13 protein-coding genes, 1 tRNA gene and 1 other RNA gene are annotated in these 14,880 nt (G+C 71.1%); 4 read left to right on the top strand and 11 right to left on the bottom strand.

What is annotated here, in order from left to right; all coding sequences use genetic code 11:
- The 11 genes from ACIO5D_RS11780 to ffs form a co-directional block, all read right to left on the bottom strand.
- Positions 1-261: a hypothetical protein gene (locus ACIO5D_RS11780; protein ID WP_400794875.1), complete on the bottom strand. Its 261-nt coding sequence runs from the start codon at positions 259-261 to the stop codon at positions 1-3.
- Positions 262-516: 255 nt separating this feature from the next.
- Positions 517-1,308, bottom strand: coding sequence for an SURF1 family protein (locus ACIO5D_RS11775; protein WP_363604044.1), 792 nt, complete (start codon positions 1,306-1,308; stop codon positions 517-519).
- A 250-nt stretch (positions 1,309-1,558) separates the two neighbouring features.
- The gene (locus tag ACIO5D_RS11770) at positions 1,559-2,995 is read right to left on the bottom strand and encodes a hypothetical protein (protein WP_400794873.1); all 1,437 of its coding nucleotides are present in this window, start codon (positions 2,993-2,995) and stop codon (positions 1,559-1,561) included.
- Entirely contained in the window at positions 2,988-3,533 is a 546-nt protein-coding gene (locus ACIO5D_RS11765) for a SigE family RNA polymerase sigma factor (RefSeq protein ID WP_363604200.1), read from the bottom strand. Before ACIO5D_RS11765 ends, ACIO5D_RS11770 begins: the two co-directional genes overlap by 8 nt.
- Positions 3,534-3,768: 235 nt before the next feature.
- A complete protein-coding gene (locus ACIO5D_RS11760; RefSeq protein ID WP_400794871.1) occupies positions 3,769-4,821 on the bottom strand; it encodes an aspartate-semialdehyde dehydrogenase in 1,053 nt (350 codons plus the stop codon).
- Entirely contained in the window at positions 4,818-6,098 is a 1,281-nt protein-coding gene (locus ACIO5D_RS11755; protein WP_363604040.1) for an aspartate kinase, read from the bottom strand. Before ACIO5D_RS11755 ends, ACIO5D_RS11760 begins: the two co-directional genes overlap by 4 nt.
- A 429-nt stretch (positions 6,099-6,527) precedes the next feature.
- Positions 6,528-7,271 (bottom strand): DUF5063 domain-containing protein, encoded by a 744-nt coding sequence (locus ACIO5D_RS11750; protein ID WP_363604038.1) that lies wholly within the window; start codon positions 7,269-7,271, stop codon positions 6,528-6,530.
- Complete coding sequence (gene recR / locus ACIO5D_RS11745; RefSeq protein WP_363604037.1) at positions 7,264-7,863, bottom strand: recombination mediator RecR; 600 nt, start codon at positions 7,861-7,863, stop codon at positions 7,264-7,266. The genes ACIO5D_RS11750 and recR overlap by 8 nt, the downstream gene beginning before the upstream one ends.
- Before the next feature lie 283 nt (positions 7,864-8,146).
- Positions 8,147-8,488 carry a YbaB/EbfC family nucleoid-associated protein gene (locus tag ACIO5D_RS11740; protein WP_363604036.1) on the bottom strand — a complete coding sequence of 114 codons (342 nt, stop codon included), beginning with the start codon at positions 8,486-8,488 and terminating at the stop codon, positions 8,147-8,149.
- Positions 8,489-8,609: 121 nt separating this feature from the next.
- Entirely contained in the window at positions 8,610-10,784 is a 2,175-nt protein-coding gene (locus tag ACIO5D_RS11735; RefSeq protein ID WP_400794869.1) for a DNA polymerase III subunit gamma and tau, read from the bottom strand.
- 65 nt (positions 10,785-10,849) lie between these two features.
- Positions 10,850-10,940, bottom strand: an RNA gene (gene ffs, locus ACIO5D_RS11730) — signal recognition particle sRNA small type.
- 134 nt (positions 10,941-11,074) lie between these two features.
- On the opposite strand from ffs, the gene ACIO5D_RS11725 reads away from it, so the two are divergent.
- The 4 genes from ACIO5D_RS11725 to ACIO5D_RS11710 all read left to right on the top strand — a co-directional run bounded on the left by ACIO5D_RS11725 (position 11,075) and on the right by ACIO5D_RS11710 (position 14,790).
- Positions 11,075-11,159, top strand: a tRNA-Ser gene (locus tag ACIO5D_RS11725).
- A 118-nt stretch (positions 11,160-11,277) separates the two neighbouring features.
- Positions 11,278-12,702 (top strand): hypothetical protein, encoded by a 1,425-nt coding sequence (locus tag ACIO5D_RS11720; protein ID WP_400794867.1) that lies wholly within the window; start codon positions 11,278-11,280, stop codon positions 12,700-12,702.
- Positions 12,703-12,784: 82 nt separating this feature from the next.
- Positions 12,785-13,585, top strand: coding sequence for an HNH endonuclease (locus tag ACIO5D_RS11715; protein WP_400794865.1), 801 nt, complete (start codon positions 12,785-12,787; stop codon positions 13,583-13,585).
- Positions 13,582-14,790 carry a GNAT family N-acetyltransferase gene (locus ACIO5D_RS11710; protein WP_400794863.1) on the top strand — a complete coding sequence of 403 codons (1,209 nt, stop codon included), beginning with the start codon at positions 13,582-13,584 and terminating at the stop codon, positions 14,788-14,790. Before ACIO5D_RS11715 ends, ACIO5D_RS11710 begins: the two co-directional genes overlap by 4 nt.
- Positions 14,791-14,880: the final 90 nt, after the last annotated feature.

Below are 14,880 nucleotides of genomic sequence, written 5' to 3'. Positions count from 1 at the left end.
TCAGGACAGCAGCAGTTCGGCGGACTGTCCGCCGCCCGCCGCGCCGCAGTCGACGGCTTCGGCCTCGGCTCGGGCGACTGCGGCGGCGACGGCCTCCGCCACGGCCGCGGCCGTGGCGGAGGAGGGGGGCACGGTCGTGCGGGCGGCCTTCCGTACGACGGAGGTCGCGGCCGGGGAGGACGGTGGGACGGTGCTGCTCGCCAAGGGCTCGTCCGGGTCGAAGGGGTCCTCCTCCGGCTCGAAGGGGTCCAAGGGGTCCAAGGGCGGGCGCACCACGCGCCACCACACCGACCACTACGACTCGGACGACAACCACGGCGGCGGCAGCGGCAGCCGGTGCGGCCAGCAGGCACCACCGACCCAGTCACCGTCGCCGGCCCTGACGCCGCCGTCGCAGTCACCGGTCCCGGCGCCGTCCCTGCCGGGCGCGCCGTCCAAGCCGGTCGTACCACCCGCGAAGCCGTCCCGCTGAGCCGAGCCGAGCCGCCGAGCTGAGTTGAGCCGGGTCTGGCGGCGCTACTCCAGGACCGGGTCCAGCCCGAGGGCCCGGTCCTGCTCGGCCTCGGCCTCGCGGCGCACCAGGCGGAACCACATGAAGACCACGAAGCCGCCGAAGACGAACCACTCCAGGGTGTAGCCCAGGTTCTGGAACGCGCGCAGGGTGAGCCCGTTGCCGCCCTGCGGCTGCACCGTCGGCACCGTGCTCAGCCCGGCCGGCACGGCGTCCGCGGACACCCAGCCGTCGTACCAGCCGTCGTAGGACAGCACGTTGACGAGCGCGGCCCGGTTGATCGTGCCGAGCTGGCCGGACGGGAGACCGCCCGCCACCGCGCCACCGCTGCCGCTGCTCTCCCCGGCCTGCAGGCGCCCGGTCACCGTCACCTCGCCGACGGGCGGTACGGCGGCGGCGGACGCGCCCTCGGCGGGCGTGCCCGGTGCCCAGCCCCGTACGACGGCGACGGCCCGGCCGTCGCCGGTGCGCAGCGGGGTGAGCACGTAATAGCCCTGCTTGCCGTCCACCACCCGGTTGGGCACCAGGAGTTGGTGCTCCTCGTCAAAGGTGCCGGTCACCGTGACGGCTCGGCCGACGGTGTCGGTGGTGACCTGCGGCCGGGCGGCGTCCAGCAGTTCGTCCAGCGGCTTGGCCACGCCGGCGTCGTCGACCGCCCGGCTGATCTCCTTGTGCGAGGAGACCTTGTCCTCGAACCGCCCGAGCTGCCAGGAGCCGAGCCAGAGACACACCGCCACGGCCGTCACGGCCAGCGCGGTGCCACTCAGCCAGCGCGGGGTCAGGAGGAACCGGTACACACCCCCCACGGTAACCACTCCTCACACCTCTCCCGACCACAGGGGTGCCGCGCCGCGCCTCCCGAACATCGGGAACCGCTGCCGGGGCGTCCACCGGGGCGTCCGCCGACGGGAGTGGAAAGTCGGCCGGGCCGACTTCCCGGGCACCGTCCGGCCCGCACCGTCCGGCCCGCACCCGCCTGGCCCGGCGCAGGACCGGCGCGGGTTCAGCCCGGCCTCACTCCGGCCTCACTCCGGCCTCACCCCGGCCTCACCCCGCCGACGGCGAGGCGCTCGGCTGTGCGCTCAGCGCCTGCAGGGCCTGGGGCGCCGTCCGGTAGACCGTGCCCGCGCAGGCGCCCGGAAGGACGGCCGCGGCGGCGACCGGGCCGCCCGGGGCCGGGGTGTGGGCGAGGGTGACGGCGGGCGGCGGGGCGGTGGTGGCGGTGGCCGTGGGGCTGGGGGCCGAGGTCGGCCCGGCCGTCGGCGAGGCGGACACCGGGGGAGGCACGCTCGGTGCCCCCGAGGCGCCGACCTCAGGGGCGCCGCCGGTACCGCCCAATCCGTCGGGCTGCGACCCCGCCAAGGTGCCCGAGCCCGAGGTACCCGAGCCCGAGCCCGTGCCCGAGGTGCCCGAGCCACCCGGGGCGGCGGGCGCGCTGGGCGATGCCCCGCCCGGCACCGGGCAGCCGGTGTCCGGCACCCAGCCGAAGTCCACCCGGTACCCGGACTGCGGTGCGAGCACCAGGCCCTGGCCGCCCCCGTTCGCGGCGGACCCGTTCGCGGCGCCCGTCCCCGCGGCCGCGTCCGGGGCGGGCAGCCCGGTCGCCGGGTCGCCCGCCGTGTGGTCGGCCACCCGGATCCGGCTCTGGTCCGTCCCGGATGCGGCGGTGACCGCCACCGAGCCCGGACCGCCGAGCCGGCAGCTGCGCGCGGAGGTGTTGAACACGCTGAAGTGCCCGTAGATCTTCCCTCCGCCGTCGGCCGCGCCGACCGTCGAGGTCCCGCGGCCGAGATCCGCCCTGGTGCAGAGCGGGACCAGCGGGTCGCCGGTGCTGGGCGCCGGGGCCGGGCTGGACGCTCCGGCCCCCGCTCCGGCCTTGCTCGCGCCGGGGCTGGGCGGGACGGTGGCGGATCCGGACGGCCGGCCCTGGTCGCCGGGCCCGTCGGCGTCGGGGTGCGGCAGCCGGCCCGGCCCGGCGGAGTCGGCGCCGGCCGTGGCGCCCGCGGACGCCGGGGCCGCACCGCTGTGGGCACTGGGCGAGCCGGGGCCGCTGGAGAGGTCGAGGCGCTCGCCGGAGCGCAGGGCGGGCAGCACGATGGCCACCGCGGCCACCAGCGCGGCGGCCCCGGTCAGGGCCCCCCGGCGGGCGGCCCGGCGGCGGGGCACCGCACGGCGGATCCGGGGCAGGCCGGCTGGGTCGGGCTGGACCTCGGCCACCGCCCGCTGCATCAGCGAACGGACCAGCAGCTCCTCGGCGTTCAGCCCGTCCAGGTCGCGGTCCTGCTCGCCGGTGTCCCGTGCGGCCCGCGTGGCCCGTACGTCCCATGCGACCGACGCGTCCTGCGCGGCCCGGGTGTCCCGCGTGCTCCGTGCGCCACCCGAACCGCGTGCGCCGCTCCCGCCCGGTGCGCCGTTGCCGTCTCGTACGCCGCTGCCGCCCGGTACGCCGCCCGGGCCGTGGGCGTCGGTCCGGTCCTCAGCCATTCCCGGCCTCCATCTGGACCCGCAGCGCGGCGAGTCCACGCGAGCCGTACGCCTTCACCGAGCCGAGCGAGATGCCCAGGGTCTCCGCGACCTGCGCCTCCGTCATGTCCACGAAGTAACGCAGCACCAGAACCTCCCGCTGACGGCGTTGCAGACCCCGCAGCGCGGCCTTCAACTGATCGCGCTCCAGCGCATCGTAGGCGCCTTCTTCTGCACTGGCCATGTCAGGCATGGGCTTTGGCAGCAGCCGCAGACCGAGGATGCGGCGACGCAGCGTGGAGCGGGACAGGTTCACCACGGTCTGCCGCAGATAGGCGAGCGTCTTCTCGGGCTCGCGCACTCTCCGCCGGGCCGAGTGCACCCGGATGAACGCCTCCTGCACCACGTCCTCGCAGGTCGAGAGGTCGTCAAGAAGCAGCGCGGCCAACCGCAACAGCGAGCGGTAGTGGGCCTGATAGGTCTCGGTGAGCAGGTCCTCGCTGGTACCCGCGTCGGTGTCCGCGCCGGAGTCCGCCGCGCCGGGTGCGACCGCCGTCATCTGGCTGTCTTCCGGCCTATCCGCAGGCCACTGGGCGCGCGGCGAGAACGTCACCGCGACCGTCGTCGAGATGCCCGCCCCTGCCCCCACCATCACGTTCGCCACGCCCGTTGGACACTCGATCCCCTGTCATGGTTGCCCAGCCCGCGAGACATTCTCGCGCATGGCCGAATCCCCCTCCAGGGGATCCGAGGGGGATTCCTGGCAGGAATGCGGAGCAGGGTCTGTCGGCCCCTCAGCCGGACAGCTCGCCCACGACCAGTTCGGCGATCTGGACGGCGTTGAGCGCCGCGCCCTTGCGCAGGTTGTCGCCGCAGAGGAAGAGGTCCAGTGCCGCCGGGTCGTCCAGCGCCCGCCGCACCCGTCCGACCCAGACCGGGTCCGTCCCGACGACATCGTTCGGCGTGGGGTACTCCCCCGCCGCCGGGTCGTCGTACAGCACCACGCCGGGGGCGTCCCGGAGGATCTCCTGCGCGTGCTCCTGGGTGACCTCGCGTTCGAAGACCGCGTGCACGACCAGCGCATGGGTGCGGACCACCGGGATGCGGACGCAGGTCGCCGAGACCCGCAGGGCCGGCAGGCCGAGGATCTTGCGCGACTCGTTGCGGACCTTCAGTTCGTCGGACGACCAGCCGCCGTCCATCAGCGAACCCGCCCACGGCACCGCGTTGAGCGCCAGCGGCGCCGCGAACGGCCCGTGGTCGGCGATCACCGCGCGCAGGTCGCCGGTCTGCTCGCCGACCTCGGTGCCCGCGACCAGCGCGACCTGCTCGCGCAAGGTGTCCACACCGGTCCGGCCCTCGCCGGAGGCCGCCTGGTAGGTGGCGACCATCAGGGCGCTGAGCCCGTACTCGGCGTGCAGCGCGCCGATCGCCGCGATCATCGCGAGCGTGGTGCAGTTGGGGCTGGCGACGATGCCGCGCGAACGGATCCGCAGCGCGGCCGCGTTCACCTCGGGGACGACCAGCGGGACGTCCTCGTCCATCCGGAACGCGCCGGAGTTGTCCACCACCACGACGCCCTTGGCGGCCGCGATGGGCGCCCACTGGGCGGAGACCTCGTCGGGGACGTCGAACAGCGCGACGTCGATCCCGTCGAAGACCTCCTCCGCCAGCGCCAGCACCTCGACGGGCTCCCCGCGCACGGTCAGCTTGCGGCCGGCCGAGCGCGGGGAGGCGACGAGACGGATCTCGCCCCAGATGTCGTGGCGGAGGGAGAGCAGGCCGAGCAGCACCTCGCCGACCGCGCCGGTGGCGCCGACGACGGCGAGGTTCGGCCGCCGGGTCATCGCCCGGTGCCTCCGTAGACGACCGCCTCGTCCGAGTCGCTGTCCAGCCCGAAGGCGCTGTGGACGGCGCGCACGGCCTCGTTGACGTCGTCGGCCCGGGTGACCACCGAGATGCGGATCTCCGAGGTGGAGATCAGCTCGATGTTGACGCCGGCCTCGGAGAGCGCCTCGAAGAAGGTCGCGGTGACGCCCGGGTTGGAGCGCATACCGGCGCCGACCAGGGAGATCTTGCCGATCGCGTCGTCGTAGCGCAGCGACTCGTAGCCGATGCCCTCCTTGACCCGGCCCAGCGCGTCGATGGCCTTCTGGCCCTCGGCCTTCGGCAGGGTGAAGGAGATGTCGGTCAGCCCGGTCGACGCGGCGGAGACGTTCTGCACCACCATGTCGATGTTGACCTCGGCGTCCGCGATGGCGCGGAAGATGCGCGCCGCCTCGCCCGGCTTGTCCGGCACGCCGACGACGGTGACCTTGGCCTCCGAAGTGTCGTGGGCGACTCCGGAGATGATGGCCTGCTCCATCTCGCCCCCTTCGGGCTGGTTCGGGTTGTCGTTGCTGACGATCGTCCCGGGAAGGCCCGAGAAGGACGAGCGTACGTGAATCGGGATGTTGTAGCGGCGCGCGTACTCCACGCAGCGGTCGAGCAGCACCTTGGAACCGGACGACGCCAGCTCCAGCATGTCCTCGTACGCGATCCAGTCGATCTTGCGGGCCTTCTTCACCACGCGCGGGTCGGCGGTGAACACGCCGTCCACGTCGGTGTAGATCTCGCAGACCTCGGCCCTGAGGGCCGCGGCGAGAGCGACGGCGGTGGTGTCCGAGCCGCCGCGGCCGAGCGTGGTGATGTCCTTGCTCGACTGCGAGACACCCTGGAAACCGGCCACGATCGCGATGTTGCCCTCGTCCAGGGCGGTGCGGATGCGGCCCGGCGTCACGTCGATGATGCGCGCCTTGTTGTGGACGGAGTCGGTGATGACACCGGCCTGGCTGCCCGTGAAGGACTGGGCCTCGTGACCCAGGGATTTGATCGCCATGGCCAGCAGGGCCATGGAGATGCGCTCTCCAGCGGTCAGCAGCATGTCGAACTCGCGGCCGGCGGGGAGAGGTGACACCTGCTCCGCGAGTTCGATGAGCTCGTCCGTCGTGTCGCCCATCGCGGACACCACGACGACGACCTCATGGCCGGCCTTCTTGGTATCGACGATTCGACGGGCCACGCGCTTGATGCCCTCGGCATCCGCAACGGATGAGCCGCCGTACTTCTGCACGACAAGGCCCACGTGCGCTCCTCGACTTGTGTCGTTTCCGGGGGCTCTGGGCCCCCGCACCCCCGGGGGGAGGGGGTTGTGCGGTCCGCGCCAGTCTACCGAGCAGGGGTGCCGCGACCGGCGCTTTCCATATGGTGAGACGTATGTTTCAGCAGGTGGGCGCCGTGCGGGGCGGTCCGACCGGCAGGTCTGCGGGGGATCCGGCGCGGCCCCGAAGAATCGGCGGGCGAATGGGCGGTGGCCCCCGGTTTTCGCCGGGGGCCGGGAACCGTGAGGCTTGCGTCACAATCCGCGTTTCCGTCGCCCCGTCCGGGTTCCCGGGCGTTTCGGCCGGGCTTCCACCGCTTTGTCCGGGGCCGTTTTCTCCGGGCCTGTTTTCTCCGGGGCCCGCACTCTCCGGGCCCGCACTCTCCGGGCCCGCGCCGTCCGGACCTGCGCCGTCTACCGCCCGAGCCCCAGTTCGGCCGCCATCAGATCGCCGGCCTGCTGTTCCAGCTGCTCGTCGGTCAGCCCGTCGTCGTCGGTGTCCGCACCGTCCGGCACCGCCCCGATCGGACTGTCCAGCCGGACGTGCGCGATCAGCGACTGCAGCGCCCGGAGCACCGCCGAGCAGGTCGTGCCCCAGTTGGAGAGGTACGAGAACTGCCACCACCAGAGCGCCTCGCTGACCCGGCCCTCGCGGTAGTGGGTCAGCCCGTGCTGGAGCTCGCTGACCACGCCGGCCAGGTCGTCCGAGATCCGGAAGGCGTTCGGCTTCTCCGGCGGCCCGTACGGGTCGAAGACCTCGTGGTAGACGTCGATCGGCGCGAGCAGGTCGGCCAGCCGCTCGCGCAGCTGCTCACCGTCCGGCTCCGGCCCGGCATCGGGCTCGAACCGGTCCTCCGGGACGACGTCCTCGATCGCGCCGAGCCGGCCGCCGGCCAGCAGCAGCTGCGAGACCTCCAGGAGGAGCAGCGAGACCGCGCTGCCGGGCTCGTCGCCCTTGGCCACCTCGGTGACGGCGAGCACGAAGCTCTCCACCGAGTCCGCGATCTGCACCGCGAGGTCGTCCGGCTCCGAGCCGTGCGCGTGGATGTGCGGAGTGTGCTGCTGCTCCGCGGCGTGGTGCTGCCCGTTCTGGTGCTGCTGCCCGTGGGACTGCTGGTGGGGCGCGTGGGGCTGCGGGTTGATCGTCCGGTCAGACATCGAGCAGTCGTCTCCCTTCGAAGGCGCGGCCGAGGGTGACTTCGTCCGCGTACTCCAGATCCCCGCCGACGGGCAGACCGCTCGCCAGCCGGGTCACCTTCAGGCCCATCGGTTTGCAGAGCCGGGCCAGATAGGTGGCGGTCGCCTCCCCCTCCAGGTTGGGGTCGGTGGCCAGGATCAGCTCGGTGACCGTGCCGTCCGCGAGGCGTGACAGCAGCTCGCGGATCCGCAGATCGTCCGGACCGACGCCCTCGATCGGGCTGATCGCGCCGCCCAGCACGTGGTAGCGGCCGCGGAACTCCCGGGTGCGTTCGATCGCGACGACGTCCTTGGACTCCTCGACCACGCAGATCACCGCGAGGTCGCGGCGCGGGTCCAGACAGACCCGGCACTGCTCGGCCTCCGCGACATTGCCGCAGACCACGCAGAACCGGACCTTGTCCTTGACCTCCAGCAGCGCGTGCGCCAGCCGGCGGACGTCGGTCGGGTCGGCCTGCAGGATGTGGAAGGCGATCCGCTGCGCGCTCTTGGGCCCGACGCCGGGCAGCCTGCCCAGTTCGTCGATCAGGTCCTGAACCACGCCCTCGTACAACGTCGCGCCTTCCCTCAGGTGTGGATGGTGGTGCTCCTGGTTGGTGGTGCTCCGGTGCCATCATCCAACGAATCGGGCGTCGGACACACCGGCCGACGCCCGACTCCCGCATAAATCACACAGGTCCGTTGTCTGAACTTCAGAACTTCGGAGCGCTACTTCACGCTACTTCGAGCCCCGCAGGCCTCGGTGAGGCTGCTGCGGGGCTCTGTGGGGCCCTGTGTGGGCCCTGCGGGGCTCTGCGGACCTTCTCAGACCCTGCGGGTTCTCTCCGGTCGGCAGGTCAGAACGGCAGCCCGGGGATGCTTCCCCCGCCCAGGCCCTGGGTCAGCGGGCCCATCCGCTCGGACTGCATCTTCTGCGCCGTCTGGTTCGCGTCCCGGACGGCCGCGAGGATCAGGTCGGCCAGCGTCTCGGTGTCCTCCGGGTCGACGGCGGCCGGGGCGATGGTCAGCGCGACCAGCTCACCGGCGCCCGTCACGGTGGCCTCGACCAGGCCACCGCCCGCCGTACCGTTCACCTTCGCCTCGGCCAGCTCCTGCTGGGCCCGGGCGAGTTCCTCCTGCATCTTCTGCGCCTGCTTCAGCAGCTGCTGCATGTTGGGCTGACCACCACCGGGGAACACGGCTCACTCCCTTGCGTTCTGTGTTCGCGTTGTCTCGCTCGCGTCGTCGAACCGAGCCTACGTGCTGCCCGGGCCGACCGCGTACGGCCGCCCGTCGGTGGCGCGGTGGGCGGTGTGGTGGTCAGTTCCCGGTGTGGCGGATCTCCTCCAGGACGGTCGCACCCAGCTCGCGGATGATCAGCTCCTGGCCCGAGAACGCCTCCTCGTTGAGGTCCGGGTCGTCCTCCTCCGGGATGTCGTCCTCCGGCGCCACCGACCGCACCGGCCGCGCGGGGGCCATGGCCGGCGGCGGCGCCTGTACGGGCGCGGGCGCCGGAGCGGCCGGGACCGGCGTGGGCGCGGGGGCCGACACGGGGGCCGGATCGGGGGCCTGCATGGCGGGGGCCTGCATCTGGGGCGCGGGCGCGGCGGGACGCGCCGCCTGCGGGGCACCCCAGCCACCACCGCCACCACCACCGGTACCACCGGCGAGGCCGCCCGCGGCGCCGCCACCGGCTCCGCCGACCCCACCGGACGGGTCGACGATGCACTCGATCCGCCAGTCCACACCCAGCGCGTCGGTCAGCGCCTGCCGCAGCACGTCGTCGCTGTTGCTGCTGACGAAGCTGTCCCGGGCGCCCGCGTTGATGAAGGACACCTGGAGCACGCTGCCGTCGAACCCGGCCACCTGGCCGTTCTGGCTGAGCAGGATCCAGGTGAAGCGACGGCGGTTCTTCACCGCCTCCAGAATCTGCGGCCAGAGCTGCCGGACCTGCCCGGCACCCTGCTGGGCGGCCGCGGAAGGCTGCCCGCCGGCGGCGGAAGCCGGAACGGCGGCCACGGCCGGAGCCGGGGCTGCCTGCGGCTGGGGCGTCTGGGCGGGCGTGGGTACGGGCGCCGGAGCGGCCGCCGGGGCTCCGCCCGCCGGCGGGAAGCTGCGCGGAATCGGCCAGGCACCCGGCGCGGGCGCGGCCGGGGCCGGCTGCGCGGGCGGCGCCTGCGGCACCGGCGGAACCACGGGCGCGGGGGCCGCCACAACCGGCGGCGCCTCCACCGCGGGAGCCGCTGCCATCGGAGCCGCTGCCACCACGGGCGCGGCCACCGCTCCTGGGGCCCCCGTCATGCCCACCACTGGCGCCGCTGCCGCGAATCCCCCGGCCGCCGCCCGCCGCTCCAGCTTGTCCAGCCGCGCCTGCAGCGACAGCTCGTCGCTGTACGCACCCGGCAGCATCACACGGGCGCAGATCAGCTCCAGCTGGAGCCGGGGCGCCGCGTTCCCCCTCATCTCGGTCAGCCCGGTGTTGACGATGTCCGCCGCCCGGCTCAGTTCGGCGGCGCCGAACGCGTCCGCCTGCGCCTGCATGATCGCGACCCGGTCCGCCGGGGCGTCGATCAACCCCTTCTCCCCGGCGTCCGGCACGGTGGCCAGGATCACCAGGTCCCGGAGCCGCTCCAGCAGGTCCGTGACGAACCTGCGCGGATCGTGCCCGCCCTCGACCACCCGGTCGATGACCTGGAACACCGTCGCCCCGTCCTGCGCGGCGAAGGCGTCCACCACCTCGTCCAGCAGCGCCGAGTCCGTGTAGCCGAGCAGTGCGGTGGCCATCGGGTACGTCACCCCGGCCTCGTCGGCACCCGCGAGCAGTTGGTCCATCACCGACATCGAGTCACGCACCGACCCGGCCCCGGCCCGGACCACCAGCGGAAAGACGGTGTCCTCGACCTGGATGCCCTCCCGGCCGCAGACCTCCGCCAGGTAGTCACGCAGCGTGCCGGGCGGCACCAGCCGGAACGGATAGTGGTGCGTCCGGGAGCGGATCGTCCCGATCACCTTCTCCGGCTCCGTGGTCGCGAAGATGAACTTGAGGTGCTCCGGCGGCTCCTCCACCACCTTCAGCAGCGCGTTGAAGCCGGCCGAGGTCACCATGTGCGCCTCGTCCAGAATGAAGATCTTGTACCGGCTGTGCACCGGCGCGAAGAACGCCCGCTCCCGCAGCTCACGGGCGTCGTCCACACCACCGTGCGAGGCCGCGTCGATCTCGATCACGTCGATCGATCCGGGCCCACCCGTCGCCAGGTCCCGGCAGGACTGGCACTCACCGCACGGCGTCGGCGTCGGCCCCTGCTCGCAGTTCAGACAGCGGGCCAGGATGCGCGCACTCGTCGTCTTGCCGCAGCCGCGCGGGCCGCTGAACAGATAGGCGTGGTTGACCCTGTTGTTACGCAGGGCCTGCTGGAGCGGAGCGGTCACGTGCTCCTGACCGATGACCTCCGCAAAGGTCTCGGGGCGATAGCGGCGGTACAGGGCTAGGGACACACCCCCGACGATATCGGGACGGACCGACAAACGCGTCGCCCCTCGCCTCCCGGCCCCGGGAACGCAAAGACCCCCCGCGCACCCGCCAGAGCCCTCCTACCCTTGCTGCCTTCCGGCCCTGGGGGGGTTCAGAGAGATAACGCCACACGAGGGGCTGACACCCACAGTACCGGATCCCGACCCCCCACCTCCACCACCCACCCCCTTCACCGATCCGCAGGCACCACCCCCCGCTCACCCTCCACATGCGTGGTCGCAACCACCCCTGAACATGTACTAAGCTCTCCCACGGAGGATTCGCCTAGAGGCCTAGGGCGCACGCTTGGAAAGCGTGTTGGGGGCAACCCCTCACGAGTTCGAATCTCGTATCCTCCGCCTTTGCCTGGCAAGGCAGTTGAAGGCCCCGACCGGGAACCCGGTCGGGGCCTTCTTCGTGTCGTGGTTGCAGTTTTGGTTGCAGTTGCCGCCGCACACGGACCGATACGGTTGCCTAGTGGCTCCGCACTACCTACCAGCCGACCGCGCGTTCCTCGACCTCCCGCGGTACTCGGAGGCCGATCGCCCAGCACATCTGTTGCCAGCGGACGATCTACCCGCCCTCGGCCTGCGCATCCCACACTCGCGCCAACCCAGCGCGTGGCTGACCAGCCCAGGTGTTCACGGCTGCACATACCGGCCCGCCTATTCCCTGGCCGGTCTCGAACCGGCCGAGTCACAGCATGGCGAACGCCACGTCGATCGAGACGACGAGATGGCGCGGACGATGACCGCCCTCGACATCAAGGAGATGGTCGCCCGCAGCAAATTCCGCGCAGGCCTGGTGGAGAACCGTGCACTCAACGGGCGCCTCATCCGGGCAAAGGGAAGGCCCTACCAAACTGGCCATCCCCTGGTACTAACCGTTCGCGCAACCCCATGCTGCGGCCGGCTCTCCGAGATCGCGGTGTACTCCCTGTTCGACCTGGTCAACGAGCACTTCCTCATCCGCACAGAACCCGGCCAGTCTTGTCCGGCCGACCACCATCCAACCGACGCCCAACCGCTCCTGCACGTCCTCCCAGAGCTTGCTCGGCTCGCGACCAAGACAGTGGAGGGCGAGCACATCATCGTCTGGGGCCAGTACCCGGTGCTCGCCCTGGAGGCTGAGCTCGCGCTCACGTCAACCGGGTCCAAGAAGCCACGCAAGGAGTGGTGGCTGGGATCACAGTGGATCGACCTACAGGTGACCGAGGCGATCTGGCGAAGCGGCGAAAGTACCGACGACCTAGCGATGTTCACACCAGGCGCCGACGCCGCGGACGACGCCCAGATCCTGGTCCGGATCGTCCACCGGATCAGCGACTCCCATGCCTTCATCTCGCGCGGTCGCGACCGGCTCCCGGATCCTGCGCCGGAGGTCTGCCCCTCCGCGAGAGCATTGCACTTCATCCTGCCCGCGGAATTGGGCGCTGGCAGTTCCACCGAGGCGGCTGAGCCGTGGTCGCTGACCTTCCCGACTCACCTGTTGGAAGGGCCTACCGACACCGCTCGACTGGGTAGCGCCCGCCGGGAGCAACCTCAGCTGCGCCGGTGGCTGCTCAACAACCGCACGGCTGCCCCATGCGCACTGTGCGGGGAGACCTATCCAGCGGCCTACCTCCGCGCCGCGCATATCAAACGCCGGGCCGAGGCAAGCGAGGGCGAACGGCGCGATCTCGCAATCGGAATGCTGGCCTGCGCGTTCGGCTGCGACCAGATGTTCGAGCTCGGCGACATCTTCGTTGACTCCGAGGGCGTCATCCGAAGCCGCCTCACAGACGAGGGAAGTGCTGTTGCCGCCGCAGCCGGACGCCTCGTGGGCCGGCGATGCCCAGCGGCCATCCCGGAGAGAGCGGAGTACTTCCGCCACCACCGGCAGGCTCACGGCCACGACGAATAGGCACACCCGCACCCGCAGGCTCTCTGGCCGACCCATCGCATTCCCACCCGCTGGGGACCGATCCTCTGGCAGGGTGCTGTCCATGGCCGTGTCCGAAAAGACCCGGAAGATCATCTGGGGTGAAGCAGGCGGCAGGTGCGCGATCTGCCGGGTGCAGGTGGTGACGCCTGAAACTGACTGGGACGACCCCTCGGTCTTCGGCGAGGAGGCCCATATAGTCGCCCGCTCGAAGGGGGGACCGAGAGCTGGTGCTCTCGACGACGCGTCCATCGACAACCATACGAACCTGGTCCTGCTGTGCAGCAAGCATCACAAGCAGGTAGATGACCAGCCAGGCCACTTCACGGTGGATCTCCTGCGCGAGATCAAGGCCAAGCACGCCGCGTGGACGCGCTCGCTCGGCGAGGCCACGCCAGGCCAGCTGAGGCTGGTGCCCGACCCTGCCTTCCCTCAGCCCCGGAGGCTGAAGCTGATCACACGCGGAAACCCGCTGTGGAACATGATCAAGCCGAGCATGACCTTCGAGTACGCGCTGCCAGACCGTCTCCCCGAAGAGGACGAGGACCTCATCTTGGAGTTCCTGGGCTTGGTCCAGGACTACTGCGACATTGCATCCGATCTGACCGGCGTGCGTGAGAACCGCGACGCCGAGAAGGCATTGCAGAGCTACCTGAGCAAGCTCGCCGAGCGCAGCTTTCTGGTGGGCGCCCTCGTGCGCCACATGCTCCTGACCGATGGCTCAGGTCAGGATGGCACGCCCTGGCCCATGCTTCGCGTCGAGGTCCTGCCAGCTTCACACGCCACAATCACCGACGAGCGCGGCAGGCCCCATCCCGATGTGCAGCTGAGTGCGGGAGTACCTGACGAGGAGCAGAGCGCATGACTGAGCGGACGATCTACCTCGACCCCGATCGACATGGCCCCAGCTCTCGGAAGATCAATGTCTGGGCTCACCGTTGGTACGCCCTGGTCGAACTGGACCGAGATGGGCACGTCGACGCCTTGACCCGGCGGGGAGACTCCCCAGATCTGCCTGCCGCCTACACCGAGGCCGTCACCAGGGCGCAACACACGTCTGTCGATCACATCTGGTGCGACGGGTATCGGGGCGCCCTCTCATGCGGCATCGGGCCAAGCTTGGTCGGTCTGCCTGTTCCCTTTGCTCGGGTCGGCGCGGCAGTGGAAGCGTTGCGCAGCGCTGAGCTCGACCACGATTACAGCGGACTTCACGCCCTCGCTGACCAACTGACACTCCCTATCGAGGACTGGCTTGCACCTGGCGAACGGGAACTGGTCCGCGGAGTCGACTTTTCCGCACCACCGAGCGTCTTTCTGCACTTCCTGCGTGGCAGAGCCAAGCGGCACGGAGTACGCCTCAACGGCCGGGCGACCGCAGGCAGTGTCTGGGTTCGCCCAACACTGCCTGCGTTCGAGAAGCTAAAGCGGGAGCTGTTTCCCGAGCAGCACCCCGGCTGGGTGGATCGATGGACCGGGTTCATCGAGCAGGACGGCACGACAGCCCGGCCATGGGTAGGCGGCGGAGATCGGAATCTCAGTTACGGCGCCGTTCCCGTCCAGTTCCGCCGTGTGGAGACCCCCAGCGGTGGCAAGTGCCCCTGCGGCATTAGCCTGCAGCGTGACTCGGACAGCGACAAGGGACACACCTCTCACCATGCAGCATGGGCGTTCGGCGTCCGGGCACCAAGGAACCTGGATTGGTGGGCCGACTTGGCCGTCGTAACGACGGAATCGCCGATCGCTTGGCGGAAGCTGACCCACCAGGTGGGGCGGATGCCGCAAAAGGAGAACCACTACGACTTCAACTCGTGGTCCGACCTTGCTGAGCCCAGGAAAACCCCGGACAAGGTACGGGCGTACCTGCTGAAGGCCAACGAGCACGTCATCGGTTACCTTGCCGCCCGCGACACCAGCCAGCACATCCGCTGGGACCTGACCGACAGATCAGGGTACGGCGACGAGGACGACACTCTGCGCCCGCTCATCGACCTGATCTGGGTAGCGGACTCCTATCGCCGACAGGGCGTCGGCGCCAAGCTCGTACAAGCCCTCGCCGACGACTTCGGGTGAACCGCTGCGGGTTTGACCGAGACTCGTTCTCTTGGAAGGATCGAGTCCGTTATGAGGAAGCCATACCCCAGTGAGGTCCGGGAGCGGGCG

This window comes from Kitasatospora sp. NPDC087315, assembly GCF_044744345.1.
Lineage (GTDB): Bacteria > Actinomycetota > Actinomycetes > Streptomycetales > Streptomycetaceae > Kitasatospora.
Note: the sequence above shows the minus strand (reverse complement) of the source record. Positions and strands in the feature narration are given on the sequence as shown.